Source organism: Desulfobacula sp. (genome assembly GCF_030145145.1).
Lineage (GTDB): Bacteria > Desulfobacterota > Desulfobacteria > Desulfobacterales > Desulfobacteraceae > Desulfobacula.
Genome location: NZ_JAQYWD010000014.1, coordinates 91,104 through 108,420 on the forward strand (window position 1 = coordinate 91,104; position 17,317 = coordinate 108,420).

The 17,317-nt window shown below is 44.4% G+C and carries 15 protein-coding genes; 13 read left to right on the forward strand and 2 right to left on the reverse strand.

Annotated features, from left to right (window positions below; translation table 11 throughout):
- Positions 1-367 precede the first annotated feature (367 nt).
- From Q1Q15_RS09810 to Q1Q15_RS09840, 7 genes are all read left to right on the forward strand, one after another.
- Positions 368-2,326, forward strand: coding sequence for a proton-conducting transporter membrane subunit (locus Q1Q15_RS09810; RefSeq protein WP_300459025.1), 1,959 nt, complete (start codon positions 368-370; stop codon positions 2,324-2,326).
- Positions 2,327-2,348: 22 nt separating this feature from the next.
- The gene (locus Q1Q15_RS09815) at positions 2,349-3,269 is read left to right on the forward strand and encodes an NADH-quinone oxidoreductase subunit H (RefSeq protein ID WP_300459026.1); all 921 of its coding nucleotides are present in this window, start codon (positions 2,349-2,351) and stop codon (positions 3,267-3,269) included.
- Positions 3,266-3,907 (forward strand): NADH-quinone oxidoreductase subunit K, encoded by a 642-nt coding sequence (locus Q1Q15_RS09820; protein ID WP_300459027.1) that lies wholly within the window; start codon positions 3,266-3,268, stop codon positions 3,905-3,907. Before Q1Q15_RS09815 ends, Q1Q15_RS09820 begins: the two co-directional genes overlap by 4 nt.
- Before the next feature lie 10 nt (positions 3,908-3,917).
- A complete protein-coding gene (locus Q1Q15_RS09825; protein ID WP_300459028.1) occupies positions 3,918-5,357 on the forward strand; it encodes a proton-conducting transporter membrane subunit in 1,440 nt (479 codons plus the stop codon).
- Entirely contained in the window at positions 5,354-6,862 is a 1,509-nt protein-coding gene (locus tag Q1Q15_RS09830; RefSeq protein ID WP_300459030.1) for an NADH-quinone oxidoreductase subunit C, read from the forward strand. Before Q1Q15_RS09825 ends, Q1Q15_RS09830 begins: the two co-directional genes overlap by 4 nt.
- A gap of 26 nt (positions 6,863-6,888) precedes the next feature.
- Positions 6,889-7,632 carry an NADH-quinone oxidoreductase subunit NuoB gene (gene nuoB, locus Q1Q15_RS09835; protein WP_300459031.1) on the forward strand — a complete coding sequence of 248 codons (744 nt, stop codon included), beginning with the start codon at positions 6,889-6,891 and terminating at the stop codon, positions 7,630-7,632.
- A 104-nt stretch (positions 7,633-7,736) separates the two neighbouring features.
- Positions 7,737-9,149 (forward strand): transferase, encoded by a 1,413-nt coding sequence (locus Q1Q15_RS09840; protein WP_300459033.1) that lies wholly within the window; start codon positions 7,737-7,739, stop codon positions 9,147-9,149.
- Here the strand turns inward: Q1Q15_RS09840 and Q1Q15_RS09845 are convergent.
- A complete protein-coding gene (locus Q1Q15_RS09845; RefSeq protein ID WP_300459035.1) occupies positions 9,139-9,267 on the reverse strand; it encodes a hypothetical protein in 129 nt (42 codons plus the stop codon). The two genes, Q1Q15_RS09840 and Q1Q15_RS09845, sit on opposite strands and share 11 nt — an antisense overlap.
- 288 nt (positions 9,268-9,555) lie before the next feature.
- Between Q1Q15_RS09845 and Q1Q15_RS09850 the strand changes: the two genes are divergently transcribed.
- From Q1Q15_RS09850 to Q1Q15_RS09860, 3 genes are read left to right on the forward strand one after another with little or no spacing between them, the layout of a single operon-like run.
- Complete coding sequence (locus tag Q1Q15_RS09850) at positions 9,556-10,230, forward strand: PTS sugar transporter subunit IIA (RefSeq protein ID WP_300459037.1); 675 nt, start codon at positions 9,556-9,558, stop codon at positions 10,228-10,230.
- Positions 10,231-10,256: 26 nt separating this feature from the next.
- Positions 10,257-11,984 carry a chloride channel protein gene (locus tag Q1Q15_RS09855; protein ID WP_300459039.1) on the forward strand — a complete coding sequence of 576 codons (1,728 nt, stop codon included), beginning with the start codon at positions 10,257-10,259 and terminating at the stop codon, positions 11,982-11,984.
- A gap of 30 nt (positions 11,985-12,014) precedes the next feature.
- Positions 12,015-12,845, forward strand: a complete 831-nt coding sequence (locus Q1Q15_RS09860; RefSeq protein ID WP_300459041.1) for a universal stress protein — start codon at positions 12,015-12,017, stop codon at positions 12,843-12,845.
- A gap of 60 nt (positions 12,846-12,905) precedes the next feature.
- Here Q1Q15_RS09860 and Q1Q15_RS09865 read toward each other — a convergent pair whose 3' ends face one another.
- Positions 12,906-14,861 (reverse strand): U32 family peptidase, encoded by a 1,956-nt coding sequence (locus tag Q1Q15_RS09865; RefSeq protein ID WP_300459043.1) that lies wholly within the window; start codon positions 14,859-14,861, stop codon positions 12,906-12,908.
- Positions 14,862-14,975: 114 nt separating this feature from the next.
- Here Q1Q15_RS09865 and Q1Q15_RS09870 point away from each other — a divergent pair, with 114 nt between their 5' ends.
- Genes Q1Q15_RS09870 through Q1Q15_RS09880 form a run of 3 tightly spaced genes read left to right on the forward strand, consistent with a single transcriptional unit; the run spans position 14,976 to position 17,317 of the window.
- On the forward strand, positions 14,976-15,302 hold the full coding sequence (locus Q1Q15_RS09870) for a cupin domain-containing protein (protein ID WP_300459045.1): 327 nt from the start codon (positions 14,976-14,978) through the stop codon (positions 15,300-15,302).
- 57 nt (positions 15,303-15,359) lie between these two features.
- A complete protein-coding gene (locus tag Q1Q15_RS09875) occupies positions 15,360-16,229 on the forward strand; it encodes an LD-carboxypeptidase (protein ID WP_300459090.1) in 870 nt (289 codons plus the stop codon).
- A gap of 5 nt (positions 16,230-16,234) precedes the next feature.
- Positions 16,235-17,317, forward strand: a complete 1,083-nt coding sequence (locus tag Q1Q15_RS09880; RefSeq protein ID WP_300459047.1) for a serine hydrolase domain-containing protein — start codon at positions 16,235-16,237, stop codon at positions 17,315-17,317.

Here is a 17,317-nt window from a genome sequence, read left to right on the forward strand (position 1 = left end):
CCATACAAGTTACTCTGATTATATAAGATTATTTTGTTTGTCAACGGTAAGGAATTAAAATATTAACCGTTAAAGGATATCCAACGATTGCAAGACAAAAGATTTCAAGAAGTTGAGGAATTAAAGGCGCATTCGTATAGAACAACGAAAACTAGGGTTGTTTCAAAAATTGACTTGTGATATGACAGGTTAATTTTTTTATATGATATGAGTGAAAACTGAACACTTTGGTCCTGAAATAAGAAATTGAAACAAAAATATCATGCCACACAATGATAAGGATGGTATATAAAAACAGTCATATAGCATAAAAAAGTTGAATCAGATTTTAAACTGCTAAAATAAATTAAGTGACATAGGGGAATTTATGAGTCAATTTTTTACAGCAATACTGATCATTATATTAGGCGGCAGTATATCCCTCGTATTGGCTCGCCAGGTTCGGTTAATGAGGATCATTGCGGTTTTTTTGTTGAGCGCCGGCTGCTTTTGGGGATTATTCAATGCCCTGACAAATCTCATTCAATCAGGCAGTGATACCGCATCCTTCACCTATCTGAATGTGTTTTCACTGACGTTTCAAATGGATGGCCTTTCCTCATTTTTTCTAGTGGCCATTTTCGCTGTTTCTCTTTTTGCCGCCATTTACAGCTTCCATTACCTGGAGGATTCACAAAACCCCTTGAGAACCGCTGTCCACTATTTTTTTTTCAGCATTCTCATTGCCTCCATGGCGCTAGTTGTTACCGCAGCCAATATGATTACCTTTATGCTGTCCTGGGAAATAATGTCCCTGTCATCGTTTTTTCTGGTCATTTACAACCACCATTCTGCTGAAAATCGAAAGGCAGGATTCCTGTATTTTGTGTTCTCCCATGTGGGTGCCATGTTTATATTTGCAGCATTTGGAATCGCTTACGGCTACTCCGGGAATTTTGGATTTGGTGCCATGGCATCCCTTCCGGACACAGCAAAAATGTTAATTTTTATTTTTACATTTATCGGGTTTGGATCCAAAGCCGGTGTGTTCCCTTTTCATGTCTGGCTGCCTTATGCCCATCCGGCCGCCCCCAGCCATATTTCCGCGGTCATGTCCGGGGTTATGATCAAAACCGGTATTTACGGTATTATACGTATCTATGCCCTGCTGGATTTTCATACGCCTGTTTGCGGAAATATTCTGATTATTGCCGGAGCGGTCTCCGGTGTTCTGGGGGTGGTTTATGCCCTGGGTCAACATGATATAAAACGGCTACTGGCCTATCACAGTGTGGAAAATATCGGTATTATTTTGATGGGTCTGGGTATTGGAATGACGGGTGTTTCTTCGGGGAACCCACTTATGGCGATTCTCGGATTCAGCGGCGGGCTTCTTCATGTTCTCAACCATTCTATTTTCAAGTCTCTTCTGTTTATGGGGGCTGGAATGGTGGTGCATAAAACCGGCACCCGCTCCATTGATGCGTTGGGTGGCCTGATCAAAAATATGAAAATTACTGGAACCACCTTTATCATCGGTTCTCTTGCTATCTGTGGGCTGCCGCCGTTTAATGGATTTGTCAGTGAATTTTTTATTTATATTGGGGGGTTTAAGGGGGTTGCCCTGGATAAGTCAGCTTTTGTCATGAGTATTTTGGCCATTATCAGCCTGGCCATTATCGGCGGTCTGGCCCTGGCCTGTTTTACCAAGGTGGTGGGGGTTGTCTTTCAAGGCGAACCCAGGACTAAAGCGGCAGAGAATGTGGATGAAAAAGGGTCGAGCATGCTGGTTTCCATGGTGATCCTTGCAGCTGCCTGCATAGTTATCGGCATCTTCCCGAGAATTTTTATCCATCTGTCCCTTAACGCGGTTTCCGCTTTGGGCCTGGGGTATGCCCGTGTTCCTCTGGCCCCTTTTGAACGGATAACTGGAAATATTACCTTTGGTGCCACGATTTTTCTGGGAGTTTTACTGCTGGTGATGGCGATTCGATTCCTTGCCTACCGGGGAAAATCCATTTCAAGATCCGGGACTTGGGGATGTGGGTTTACCCAGCCAACGGTTCGAATGCAGTATACCGGCTCATCCTATGCAGCATCAATTTTAGAACTTTTCAGCCCGGTTGCACCTTTGGAAGAAAAGCACTTGAAAATTAAGGGAAGATTTCCCGTAAAAACACAATACCAAAGTCATGTCAATGATATTGCAGACCGTCATTTGAACCGGCTCATTGTTAATCCTGTTTTGTCTTTGTTTGATAAACTCAGATGGATTCAGCATGGTGATATTCATCTGTATATTGGGTATATTTTACTGGCGATCGTATTATTATTGTTTTTTATATAACCACCTTAACTGGGAAAACTTTATGATTGACTCCATTATTCTCTGGTTTCTTGCAATTTTAACGGCACCGTTTTTTTCAGCAATGATACTTAAGGTCAAGGCATTTTTCGGAGGGAAAAAAGGACCTCCTCTGATGATTAATTATTATACCCTGATCAAGCTGTTTAAAAAAGGATCGGTTTACAGTACCAGTACCACGGTTATTTTTAAGCTTGGGCCAATTATCTCATTGGGTTCTGCCATCACGGTCCTCATGTTTCTGCCCATTGCGGGGTATCCGCCGATTTTTTCATTTAATGGGGATATTATTTTTGTTTTGTATGTCATGGGACTGGGTCGTTTTTTTACCATTGCTGCTGCCATGGACACAGCCTCTCCGTTTGAAGGTATGGGGGCTGCAAGAGAAGCCTATTTTCCCATTATCTGTGAAGCCACCATGTTCATGATCTTGATTTTCTTTTATCGCTTGACCGGCCACTTACAGTTATCCGCCTATTTTACGGGAGAAAGTCCCCTTGCGCTCTGGAATTTGGCCGGGGCCCCCTTGCTCTTTATTGTGATGGCCTTTTTTATTATCCTGCTCACGGAAAATTCACGGGTTCCGGTGGATGATCCAGCCACTCACCTGGAGCTGACCATGATTCATGAAGTCATGGTGCTGGATCACAGCGGCCCGGATTTGGCGCTTATTGAGCTGGGGTCATTCTGCAAGCTCTTTTTCTATTCAACCCTTATTTCACGGTTGATTTTACCGTTTGGATCAAGTGTTCCAGGGGGGACGTTTGTTGTTTATATTGCCGGGCTCGCTCTGGTCTATCTAATTGTTGGTATTATAGAATCGGTGATTGCCCGTTATCGAATGGATAAAGTGCCGCAATTTGTTCTGACATCCTTTGCCTTGGCCTTTTTTGCAACCATTATTACGTTGGAGTTTATCAAATGATGCATCCAGTGGATACGATTTTATCACTTGTATTGCTTTCTGTCTTGTTTTCCTTTGGCTCCAGTCGACTTCCCGGTCTTATCCTGGTGGTGGGCTTCCAGGGAATTGTCGCGTCAATTGTGCCTTTTTTCATTGGCCACGGAATGAGTGCCGGGGGTGTCATTTTTACCTTTGTGACCTTAGCGGTCCGAGGTATTATCATTCCAATGAGTATTTATTGGGTCATCAAAAAGGTGGCCATCCGGAGAGAGGTGGAACCCATTATCGGGTATCATGCCTCCATATTCTGCGGTCTTGGCCTTATTGTTGCGGCCACCTTTATCAGTCGGCAATTGAATATTCCGACTATCAGTGATTATACGCTTTTATTTCCTGCGGCTATTGCGCTTCTGGTGAGCGGTATGTTCCTTTTGATGGCAAGGCGTAATGCCATTGCCATGGTATTGGGATATATCATGATGGAAAATGGTATCTACCTCATCGGAACAACCTTCTCCGTTCGCGCCCGCCACATTGTTGAATTTGGAATTCTGCTGGATGTGCTTGCCGGTGTTATGATCATGGCCATTATCCTTCAAAACATCAAACAGACGTTTGATGACGTTGATACGGCATTACTCAGAACCTTAAAGGACTAGGGGTTATTTCATGGTAGAAATTGTTTTTCTGACACCTTTTATAACAGGCATTGTTGCTTTCTTTCTTCCTAAAGCCATGGGTCGCCAGGTTTTAGTCGGTACAGGCGCCATTCATCTGATATTGTCTCTCCTTTTATGGATGAACCGGCCGGAAGCCATTTTGAATGGCTATTTTGCCGTAACCCCGGAAGGCCTGCTATCGCTTCTGGTCATTTCTTTGCTGTTTTTCCTGATTTCCGTCTATACGATGGGTTATCTGAAAGCCAGTGAGATCCAGTCAGAAAATATATTTATCGGATCCATGATCCTGTTCTTGTCCACCATGACCATGGTGACGCTGTCCGATCATATCATGGTCTTCTGGATTGCCATTGAAGCGACGACCCTTGCCAGTGCACCACTGATTTATACCCACAGGTCCTCAGCCTCCCTGGAAGCCACCTGGAAATATGTCCTCATTTGTTCCGTGGGGATTGCCATGGCATTGTTAGGATCTGTTTTGATTACCCTTTCCCTGGAAATCGGGAATGTTGATGTGCCACTCTCTTTTTCAGCGCTGACACAGGTTGCTGCAAAATTAGATCCCCTGTGGCTTAAAGCCGGGTTTGTCTTCATTCTGGTGGGGTATGGAACAAAAATGGGCCTTGCCCCCATGCACACATGGCTTCCGGACGCCCATAGCGAGGCACCGAGTCCGGCTTCGGCACTCTTGTCCGGTGTTCTTTTGAACTGTGCGTATCTGGGTATTTTTAAGACACATAAGATTATGTATGCTGCCGGACTCAGTGACTTTTCAGGCACCATTCTCGTTGCGTTTGGCCTGATGTCCATCCTGGCGGCAGCCACCTTTATTCTCAAACAGAACGAGTATAAAAGAATGCTGGCCTATTCCAGTATTGAAAATATGGGCATTATTGCTTTTGGTACCGGCATTGGTGGTATCGCGGTATATGGGGCTGTGATCTGCATGATTCACCACAGCCTGATCAAATCTTCCCTGTTTTTATCCTCGGGGAATATTTTGCTGGGATATGGGGATAGAATGATTCACCGTACGGGCGATATGGTCAGCCGGATGCCAAAAACTTTTGTTGCTTTTTTTGCCGGATTTGCCGGTATTTCAGGATTTCCGCCATTTGGGATTTTTATTGGAGAATTGTTCATTATTGTGGGGGCATTTAGAACCGGTCACTATATAGCCGCCGGTATTTTCATCCTGAGTCTGTGTTTCATCTTTGCCGGATTTGCAAACCAGGTCATGAAGATTTCTTTTGATGATTTCAAGCAAGGGGATTCCGGCAAAACCATGGGCTTAACAGAAAAGGCCGGCATGGTCTGGCCTCAATATATCCTTTTATTGACATCCCTGATGTTGTGCTTCTTTATTCCGGATACATTATACCAAACCATTGTTGATGCAGTGACTGCCATAGGTGGGGGACTTAAATGAGTAACGCTTTTTTAGAAGTTTCAAATGGAGAGGCCATCGCAAGGGAAAAAATTGTTCATCTTCCCTTTAACGCGTTTCAAGAAAATGCCTTGAGTATTGTAAAACAGGGCGGAAAAGTGGTTCAGTATTTCGGCTATAAGGACCAGGCATCCATAAAACTCATGGCTGTCTTAAGAACAGACAAGCTTCTGGTTGCAACCTGTGATGCCCCCGAGTCTTACCCCTCATTTACGCAAATATGTGAACCCTTTCATCTGTTTGAACGGGAAATTGCCGAACAATTCGGTATCCGGCCCGAGGGTCATCCCTGGCTGAAAATGGTCAGATACCATCCCAACTATAGAGATCTGCCGGATGTGTTTGGCAATGATTATACCAAAGACATCCCAGGCAATTATGCGTATTATCAGGTCGATGGCGATGAAATCCATGAAGTTGCTGTGGGGCCGGTTCATGCCGGTGTGATAGAGCCGGGTCACTTCAGGTTTAATTGTATTGGCGAGCGGGTGCTTCACCTGGAAATCCAGTTGGGATACCAGCACAGGGCCGTGGAGAATCTGCTGCAAGGTGTTCAGGCAAAAAGATTGCCCATTCTTGCGGAAAATATTGCCGGCGATACCACTATCGGTCATGGTCTTTGCATGGCCCAGGCGGTTGAGGCTTTGACCGGGGTTCAACCGGATAACGGGGCCCAGGTGATTCGGACCATTGCACTGGAACTGGAACGGCTTGCCAATCATATCGGGGACCTTGGGGCACTGAGCGGAGATGTTGCTTTTTTACCGCCGGCCAATTATTTTGGACGGATCAGGGGTGATTTTTTAAACCTGGCGCTTTTGTTGTGCGGGAACAGGTTCGGAAAAGGGTTGGTACGACCTGGAGGGGTTCGTTTTCCCCTGTCCGATGATATCCGGAAAACACTTGATGAACGGATTAAAGAATTAAAACCCCAGGTGGAGCATGTTCTTGAACTTCTTTTTTCCGCTTCAACTGTCCGGACCCGGTTTGAAGACTGCGGCACTGTCAGCACCCATGATGCCGATAGACTGGGCCTGGTGGGACCGGCTGGTCGGGCAAGCGGCCTCCCCTATGATGCCAGACGGTGCTTTCCCGCGGAAGCCTATGGACGGATAGAGATTCCTGAAAATAAAAAAACTTCCGGGGATGTCTATGCCAGGGCAAAAGTCAGATATGATGAAGTATTGCAATCGATTCATATCATTCAATCTTTGATTTGGGCTCCCATTGAAACCGAATGTGTTGAAACCGGCAGTTTCGATCTGTCACCTTCGTCTTTTGTGGTAACCGTCAATGAGGCGTGGCGGGGTGAAGTCTCCCATGTGATGGTGACGGATGAAACGGGTGCCATCCTTCGATACAAAGTCAAGGACCCGTCTTTTCACAACTGGAACGGTCTTTCCATGGCTTTGCGGGATACTGGAATATCGGATTTCCCTTTAAATAATAAAAGTTTTAATCTTTCTTATTGTGGATTTGATCTATGATAATAAAAGGATAAAGAGAGTCTTAAATGCTCAATACACTTAAAAACAGATTTGAACAGGGATATAGAACCTGTGCCTACCCCAATGAAAAACCGGCTGTATTTGACCGCTATCGAGGGAAACCCATGGTCCAGAAAGGGGTGGCTGCCGAGATTGTAGAGCAGTGTGCCAAGGCCTGTCCCCAGGATGCCATTGATGTTGGCCAGAAAAAAATTGATATGGGTCGATGTGTCTTCTGCGGTGCATGTGAACGGATTTCAAACGGGGAATTTGTCAAGTTCACCAAGGATTTTGAAATTTCCACATCCCAAAAAAGTCATTTGTTGACCGATGGGAACCTGCCGGCCCTTGCCCGACATTCAAAACAGCATTTTAAACGCTTGTTCGGCCGATCCCTGCAGCTCCGTCAAGTATCCGCGGCCGGCTGTAATGCCTGTGAAGCAGATTTAAACGTGCTGGCCACCCCATTTTTTGATCTGGCACGGTTTGGGATAAACTTTGTGGCCTCCCCCCGCCATTCAGACGGGATTGTGGTGACTGGCCCTGTGTCCAGAAATATGCGAACAGCGCTTTTGCAGACCTATGAAGCCATTCCATCCCCCAAAGTCGTCATTGCGGTGGGCAGCTGCACGATAACAGGCGGTCCGTTCTGTGGAAGTCCTGAAATCGCGGAAGGTCTGGACACTATTTTGCCTGTGGATTTATTTATTCCCGGTTGTCCACCCCATCCTCTCACCAACCTTCATGCATTGTTGACATTTTTTAAATAAGAATATCAACGTTTGGACGTCCGCTTTGATGGACAGGATCAGGTTTTATTTGTTTATTGATGGTATATAATACGAACTTTTTTATATAAAAGAGGAATTTAATCATGGACAAGCTAAGGCAATTGAATGATAGAATTATCCGGCGGGTTAATGTTAATTTAGATGAATTTGATTTTGATACGGAAGGGTATGTAAATAATTCTCTTGAACATGATAAGATGTTGAAATTTTACGCATTTTATGGCATTACGTCTCAACATCCCATCTATTTCCATTTTAAAAATTCTAATATTGCGGGTAGTTATTTTCTCGGGCAGTGTTTTGTGAGCAGATCTGCCATTTATAAAAGTGATGTGAGGGGCGATGAGTTGAAACGGAAGGGGGATACGATCCGTTATAAAACAGATGTCCCCCTTATCGAAGACGAACGGATCACGATCAGAGACAGTCTTCTATATAAGACCCTTGTTCACAGCAATTCCCATAATCTGGAGAGCCCTGAGGAATTCAGTATTCAGAATACAATTTCAGCCCATTATGTGAATATCCACGGGACAACCCTTCAAGGCTGTTTCTTAGGCCCTTTTGCAACCGTTGATCAGATGAACCTTCATTCCTGTATCGTGGGTGAGTTTTCATATGTGCAGGCGGGTGAACTGTTCCATAGAAAAATCGATCCGGGTACCGTGTGGATAAGAAGCGAGCATTTTGAGTTTAAATATAAATTCAAAAAAAATATTTTAGAACATTTTGTGGGTGTCAATTCCTCCCATCAGCCCCGGGGGCTCATCTACGATTTTGTTAAAGAACGGGAACAGGATTATGAAAAGCTGTTTGATGTAATGAATCTTGAACCGATAGATGTTCCGGTGAACTCTGCCGTCAGTCGATATGCCGTGGTAAAGGGTAAAAAACGCATTGGTGAAAATGTCCTTGTGGCCCAAAGGGCTTTTTTGGAAAATGCCACAATGGGAGATGGTTCCAATGCCCAGGAAAATACCTATATTATTAATTCAACTCTTTCAGGCAACTGCATCACCGCTCATGGTGGAAAGATCATCCATGCAGATATTGGGTTTGAAACCTTTGTGGGGTTTAATTCATTTTTAAATGGAAAAGCCCATGCCCCCATTGATATTGGTGAAGGGTGTATTGTCATGCCACACACCATCATCGATCCGGATGGTCCCATCAAAATACCCAGTGAACATCTGATATGGGGATTTATTCTTTCTCAAGAAGATGTTAAAAACAACACGATTGCTTTCGATGATCTTGCTGAAGCCAGGGATACCCTGGTCATTGGAAAAATGGTGTTCTCCGGTAAGGGATCCGTTTTTATTGATGTTTTCCGGAAAAGAATTGGTCAGATTTTACTGGCAAATGGTGCCCTGTTTGATAAAGGGGAAAAGCGGGGTCATGCTCAAGATGATCAAAACATCTCCTTTAATATCATTCAACCGTATACAACTGGAAAACTTAAAGGCTTGTATCCTTCCATAAGGATTAACCCCTGACAGAGTATTGGACGGATATCGTATCCATAATCTGTTTCAGCCCGGGACCCATGGAAAGAGTGTCGCCGCTGCCCATTTTTTTCCCATGAGAGGTGTTTGAAACCGGAATCCTTACCATTGTAAAGTCCTATCACCCTTGATCCGGCTTAGAAGTTTTTTAAGGTTGTTATTCGCGCCTGTTTGTTTTATAACAGATTTCAAAAAGTTTATGAATTAAGTCGCTTATAACGGTTAATAACGTGTATATATGAACATATGATATTCATCTGGAACTAAACCTGACCAGCCAGACCTGATCTTTTCCGGATTCCTCCGGAAGGCGTGATCCAAATTGTGCCGAATGTGCTTAAACCAGGAATAACAAAATTGATATGTTGTTTTCCCGTTATGATTAAAGGAAGAATAAATGCAGTATTCAGTTTTTGAGCTATCAAAACATTTGGGAGTTGTCCCGGACACCATTGAACGATGGGTACGGCAGGGAAAACTACCGGTTTCCAGAACAGGAAAAAATTACCAATTTCGTATAAGTGAACTAAAAAAATGGGCCGCCACCCATAATATTTGTTTGAATCTATCAGATGAAGATCCAGCGGAAAAAAAAAGAGAATCCATCATCTCATTGTCCAGTGCTGTCAAAAATGGAGGGATCTATTTTGATATTATCGGCGATGATGTGACGAGTGTTTTGAGAGCATGTATTAAGAAAATGTCAATCATCCATGATGATTTCAAAAAAGACCTTTTTGATCGGCTGGTAGAAAGGGAACAGGCACTTTCTACGGGTATCGGAAATGGGATTGCCATTCCGCATCCCCGGGAGCAATTGAGCTATTTAAATGATCCTGCGGTGTCGATTTTCTTTCTTGCGGACCCAGTGGATTATAACGCATTGGATCACCAGCCCGTGTCCGTTCTTTTCTTTATATTATGCCCGGCACTGAAAATGCACTTGCAGTTATTATCTGCTTTATCATTTTGCCTCAGGGATGCACAATTCAAACGATTTCTCAACGCCAGGCCCGATCCCCATCAATTGATTGAAAAAATCGAGATTCTGCAAACAGCAAACCCGATATAGCCGGCAAAATGGAGCATTCAAGTTAAATGTCCACACTAAAAAAAGGGTATAGCATTCTATACCAATGGCTGTTTCATCGGGATGACCGATTGCTGTTGATCATTGCAGGCTCTGTTGCGGGAATCTGCAGCGGCCTGGCTGCAGTGGCACTGCGGTTATCCCTTCAGACAGTCCTTGAATGGCTCCATCCGTTCCGTCATTATGGGTGGGCCTTTGTATTGCCGGCGGTTGGTGCCCTGCTGTCATCCCTTTATCTTGAAAAAATTGCCCGGGAAGGGGCAGGACATGGCGTACCGGAAGTCATATATGCGGTGTCCAGATATGGTGGGCTATTACGATTTCGATCCAGTTATTCAAGATTGATCTCCAGTTTTTTAACCATTGGCAGCGGGGGATCTGCCGGACCGGAAGCCCCGGTGGTCATGAGCGGGTCCGCCATTGGTTCCAACATTGCCAAATTTCTTTCTTTGAACGAGCGCCAGCGAATTACGCTGGTGGGATGTGGTACCGCCGGTGCCATTGCCTCTATTTTTAATGCCCCGATTGCCGGTCTTGTCTTTGCCATTGAGGTTATCCTGGGAGAATGGAAATTTGTCAATATTATTCCCATTGCCATTGCTGCAGTGGCAGGGGCGGAAGTCAGCCAGGCCATTATTCCGGAACAGGTTATTTTTAACCACCAGACGTTTCAGGTCGGATTATTGGATATTCTGCCAAGTCTTTGTCTTGCACTGGTTACGGCGCTGGTTTCCGTTGTATTTACAAAAACCTTACAGCAGAGCGGAAAAATTGCCCGGACCTCTTCTTTCCCCTTATGGGTTCGTGCGGTTTTTGGCGGCTGTATTGTCGGGACCATCGGGATCTTTATGCCGGTTGTACTGGGGGAAGGATACCATTTCATCCAGGAAATGATTTCCGGAACCTTTTCCCTGGGTGTTTTTATTACATTTGTAGCGGTGTTTGCAAAAATTTTTGCCACAGCCATGACACTTGGCTGGGGGGGATCAGGGGGAATATTTGCCCCCTGCCTGGTTATCGGTAGTCTCACCGGCATTGTTTTTCATAAATTCCTGCTTATCCTGCTTCCCTCTGTTGGGTGTGCAAGAGAAGGTGCATATGCCCTGCTCGGGATGACAGGGATTATCAGCGGGGTGATGCAGGCGCCCTTAACCGGTATTTTTTTGATCGTTGAGATCACGGGGGGGTATGAGATGACACTCCCCTTAATTGTTGTGTCGTCCATCTCCTCCACCATGAGTCACTATATTGAACCGGCATCTTTTTACTTTAAAGACTTGATAGAACGGGGACAATTCTTAAGACCGGGTACGGATGCAAGAATCCTGTCCGACTTGAATATCAGTGAGCTCATTGAGACCCGGTACACCAAGGTTTCGGGAAATATGGTGTTCAGAGAATTTATTGAGATCATAAAAACCTCCCGCCAGAATTTTTTTCCTGTCATTGATGACCGGACCAATGAATATAAGGGGATGGTTAAAATCAGTGCGATTCGAAAATATGTCCTGGATCCGGGAATGTATGACATGATTTTTCTAAGTCAGATTATGGATACCGAAGTGATGACCGTATCATTGGAAAATGATTTGCAGGAAGTGCTGGAAATTATGGATATCAACGGTATGGAAACCATACCGGTTGTTGAACATGACCGGTTTGTCGGTATGATTTCAAAAACAAGAATACTGGATTTGTATCGCCGGGAATTGATTGTACAGACCAGTGCGCATTAGCTATTTTATACAGAGATCAAGGAGAAGAGGATGAATTACAAATTGCTACATATTTTCAGGAATACCCCTTTTGGCAGGGAAACATTTCTTCAATCATTATATTTTTGTAAAACAATAAATGCGTTTCCTTTGGCCTATATTCCCAGGAGTGATAAATTTTTATTGTATTTTTCCAATGATGCCGTACAGGTTGACCTGGATCATTCTTATCTGACGTCACCGGATACAGCCAAAAGCAATGCTGAGAAGTTGTTCGAGGAAATGGGAACCAAACCCATGTTCTATGAACCTAAAAATTTTACGGCCTCTTCTTTGCCTGATATTTCAACCAATTTTGATTATTTGTGCTGCCCGCGGTCTGTCAGCGACATGTCTTCAAAAATAGGGCTGGGCCACATCGGGCCAAGGGTCAGGCGAATAATCAAGCATGCGACATTTCCGGTATTAATCACAAGTCCGGTATTTAAACCCTGGAAAAGTATTTCTGTTTTTTTCGGCGGTTCTAAGAATGCCTTGACCGCATTGACATTGGGACTGAAAATTGCCTTGGCATCAGGGCTTCCTCTGGATATCTACACCCTGTTGGAAAAACAGGATGAAGCCTATTATCGGGAGTTGATCGAAAAAGAGGGGCTAGACGAACCGGTCACCCAATTATCTCGCCAATGGTTTTTTTATGAAAAAGCCCATTTTGATACCATGTTGTATGACGTGCCCCATAATTCTCTCATCGTTCTGGGCGCCTATGGTCACGGGATTATTAAGGATCTCCTGCTGGGCAGCAAAATGGAGCAAATCCAGTCAACAGTGATGAACAATCTTTTAATTACAGGACCCCATTGTTCAATGTCATTGCAATAGTCGGGTGTTCTGATTTTAAGACCAGGATCGCTTTTGTAAGGGTGGCCGTTTCGTTTTTTGCTACAAAAGCTTGAGATCCCAGTTCCAAAGGCCCGGCCGATTTTTTATGTTAACACCCCGGGGGATATTTTCATGAAGGGTGATAAAAACTGAAAACCCGGCCTTTTTTAATATCTCTCGCTTGGACGTTAAATCCAGATACCAGTTGGGGAAAACAAAATAATTATTATTGTGTTTTGATATCCATGCAGTTTCACCTTTCGGGCTTGTGAACGCCTGGTTCGGTTTAAGATCATTGGAAATGATTCTTGAGATACCCAAGGGCCAGTTGCCGTAAATCACAACCCCCAGGGGCAGGTCACAGGCCCTGGGCATGGAACAAAAGGTCTCTTGATCAAGTTCCGGGCTGACAATGGCACCGGATACCCCATAGGGTTTTAACAGATTCACCGTCATGCTGTTGGTGATATTGCAAAAAGGCCCCGCCCAAATATTTAACTGCTTTGGCGATTTAAAAAGAGAGAGTTGCCATACGGCATTCACAACAAAATTTTTTGCCCCTTTTTTTATGGCCCGGGCAATATATTCAGAACATTTTTTTTCTTCATCCGGAAACAACAGGGGATCCAGCCATAACCAATTTTTGCTGTTGGGGGGGATGGAATATCCCCGGCTTGAAATCCATACGCCGGTTTCTCCCCTGGTGGATGGGGGTTGTCCCCCGCCCCGGGAAAGGGTGATGTCCTTGATTCTGATCGTTGATTTTGCAGGTTTCCGGGGCGATGGAAACTTGAATGTATTGTCAACAGGCCGAATGGATGTTTTCTCCAACCCTTGAAGTTCTGCATCAAGATCTTTCAGCAATGTTGTCAGCTCTGCCCCTCTCCGGTCTATGATATAAACCGGGGTGCCTTTTTTGATTTTATGTTTACTTTTTTTGCTCAGATAAAAGTTTCCCTTTTTGGGTACGGCCCGGGTGACTTTTTGAATGTCATGGAATGGATCATCTTCAAACCCGATTCTCAAAAGATCGGATGGGAAAAGCGCTTCTCTGGTGTTAAAATAGGGAGATGCAGGGTCTTGTATTCGTCCTGCAAACAGCCCTGAACCTGTCTCGGACTGGTGATCCAGAGGATTCATGATTCGCTGGGATAACAGGTTATAATGGGTGAACTCTCTTCCCATGGCATATTCAAGAAAGGAAAGGGCCTGTTTTTTTTCTTTTGGATCATCCCTTAAAAGCTTATAGGCTTTAACCGTATAATACACATAATGGGGGCTTTTTTTCCGGCCTTCAATTTTCCAGGTGGTGATTTGAGGGATTTGTTTTAAAACTTTTACCAGCACATCAGCAGAAAAATCCATACAGGAAAAATGTCTTTTTTTGTTCCCTTTTTGTTCATACATCCGCCGGCAGGGTTGCACACATCTGCCCCGGAGCGCACTTTTTCCGCCAAACCATGAACTCCAATAACATCGTCCGGAAATGGAATAGCACAACGCCCCATGGATAAATACTTCAAGCTCCATATTGTCAGGGACATGCTCAACCATTGTTTTGATCTCGTCAATGGTAAATTCCCTGGGAAGAACAACTTTTTTAAATCCCAAATGAGCGGAGGTTTCCAATCCGGACGGGAAGGTGCAATTGGCCAGCGTAGACAGATGAATTTCTCTTTTAAATCCAGCTTTCCGGGCCAGGGGTATCATGGCAAGATCCTGAATGATCAGGGCATCAAAATCCACAAAGCAACAGAGTTTGTTAAGGAGCCTGAAGGCTTTTTCCTGTTCGGATTCCTTGATAATCGAATTAAATGCAATATAGACCAACACCTGTTTGGCTTTCGCAAGCCGTGTAAGCGTTGCCAGTTCTTCGATACTGAAATTCCCAGCTTCCATGCGGGCGGAAAATATTTTCAGGCCACAGTAGATAGCGTCGGCACCCGCTGCAATGGCGGCTAAAAATGAATTTTTATCCCCTGCCGGTGCAAGGATTTTGGGAGTGGTGATGTTCATTTGTCATTTTATCCAAGTTAAATTAATAAAAAAACAGTATTGCAATTTTGGTGAATTTTGTCAAAATAATGAAAATTATAATTCGGGTTCAAACAACGATAAAGGAAACCTTATATGTTTGCAAAGTACAGTCCTGAAGGATTCTCGACACCCCTCCCCGGCATACAAATGAAAACCTTTGTATATGGTGAAAACAGTTTGTTAACGCGATTCCATCTAAAGAAAGCATCTGTGTTGCCAAAACACAGCCACCCCCAGGAACAGACAGGGTTTCTGGTTTCGGGGAAGATCAAGTTGTTCATTGGGACAGACACATTCCTTGCAGAACCCGGAGACACCTGGTCCATAAAAGGGGGGATAGAACACTGGGCTGAAATCATAGAAGATTCTGTGGCCATTGAAGTGTTCGCTCCTTTAAGGGAAGATTATCTGCCCAAATAAAAAAAAACAGCGCCTTGAAAAAAAACAGATCGAAAAAGGCTGCAAGGGGATGAAAAAATTCGTTATTTAAAACCAGGGGACACATTAGGCGTCTGTGCACCATCCGCACGCTTTGACGCTCAGGCCTTCAACAGGGGAATTGATGTATTGAGGCACCTGGGATTTGAGGTGGCTGTCCCGGCAGATATCTTTAAAACCAAACGATATCTGGCCGGGGACGACCTATCCCGGGCCAATGGGGTAAACCGTCTTTTTTCAGACCCGGATATTGATGGTATTATCTGTGCCCGGGGTGGTTTTGGCGCCATGCGAATCCTGGATTACCTGGATTGGCATGTGATCCAGCACCATCATAAACCCTTTATTGGATTTTCGGACAATACGGCAATTTTATTGTCCATTATTGGAAAAACCGGAAACCCGGTGATTCATGGCCCACATGTTGTTTCCTTTGACAGTGCATCAAAAGAGACCCTTGATTCATTTTACACCACCCTGGTGACAGGGGGGGGTGAAATCGTTATCAAATCCCCGCAGGTCATGAGACCGGGTAAGGGTATGGGGGTATTAAAGGGGGGAAATCTGGCAACCATATCCCATCTTTTGGGCACACGGTTTCAACCTGACTTTACGGATGCTGTCCTGTTTATCGAAGACATTGGAGAATCCGCCTATAAAATTGATCGCATGTTAACACAGATGAAAATGGCGGGTTTGTTTGATGGCATTCGGGGTGTCATTACCGGGTCATTTGAAAAATGTGACACAGATGCGGTCATCCAGGAGATCCTGTGGGAAATATTTGAGCCCTACCATTTCCCTGTGCTTTTTGGGTTGGATGCCGGCCATGGACACGCCAATTTGTCTTTATGCATGGGCGTTGAGGTTGAAATGGATACCGCTGCTTCACGGATTCTCTGGATGTGATGCCCATGGACAAAGACAGGATCGACAGAACAATAAAACAGGCCATTTCAAAGGGTGTTTTCCCCGGGGCTGTTTTGTTGTGTGCGGTAAATCAAAAAATTGTCCTGCATGAATCTTATGGGATGGCAAATGTTTTTAAACAAGAAAAGATGAGAAAAGATCATATTTTTGATCTTGCCTCATTGACAAAACCCCTGGCAACCGCCCTGGCCATATCCAAACTCATTGAATGGCACCAGGTGTCTCTGGACCAGACATTGGGGTCAATTCTGACAGAATTTAAATCAACGGAAAAAACAAATATTACGATTGATATGCTGCTTAGACACACGTCAGGGTTTCCCGCACATAAGGAATATTTTAAAAAAATCATACCGGCAAATAAAAACCCAAACCAATATTTAAGACACCTGCTTGTCCACGAGGTCCTGGAAAATAAAATAGATACCTGTCAGGTATACAGCGATCTGGGATTTATGGTCCTGTCGTGGATCATTGAAACGATAACCGGTCAACGGCTGGATCGGTTTGTATCAGACCAGGTATACACCCCCCTTGAAATTGAAGATTTGTTTTTTATCGACCTGAATCAAAAGAAGGATAGGTTTCACCCGTATGCACAAAAAATGGTTGCCACCCAGCAATGTCCCTGGAGAAGACGTCTTCTTGTGGGGGAAGTGGATGATGAGAATGCCTGGGCTGTCGGAGGAATACAAGGACATGCCGGTCTTTTCGGGGGTGCCGGCGGCATATATACACTTTGCTGTGAAATATTGAATGCCGTGCAGAACACCCCCACAACAGTTTTGGCGCCTGATATTATAAAAAGGTTTGTGGTAAGGAAAAATCACGGTGATATGGTTGCCGGCTTTGATACGCCTTCAAAGGAAAATTCTGCTTCCGGACGATATTTTTCAACCCTATCCCTGGGGCATCTTGGGTTTACGGGGACCTCTTTCTGGATTGATCCTGAAACATCCGTGATAATTGTCCTTTTAACCAATAGGGGACACCCCTTGAGATCCAATGAGGGAATTAACATTTTCCGTCCTCAACTCCACGATTTGATCTATTCTGAATTAATGTAA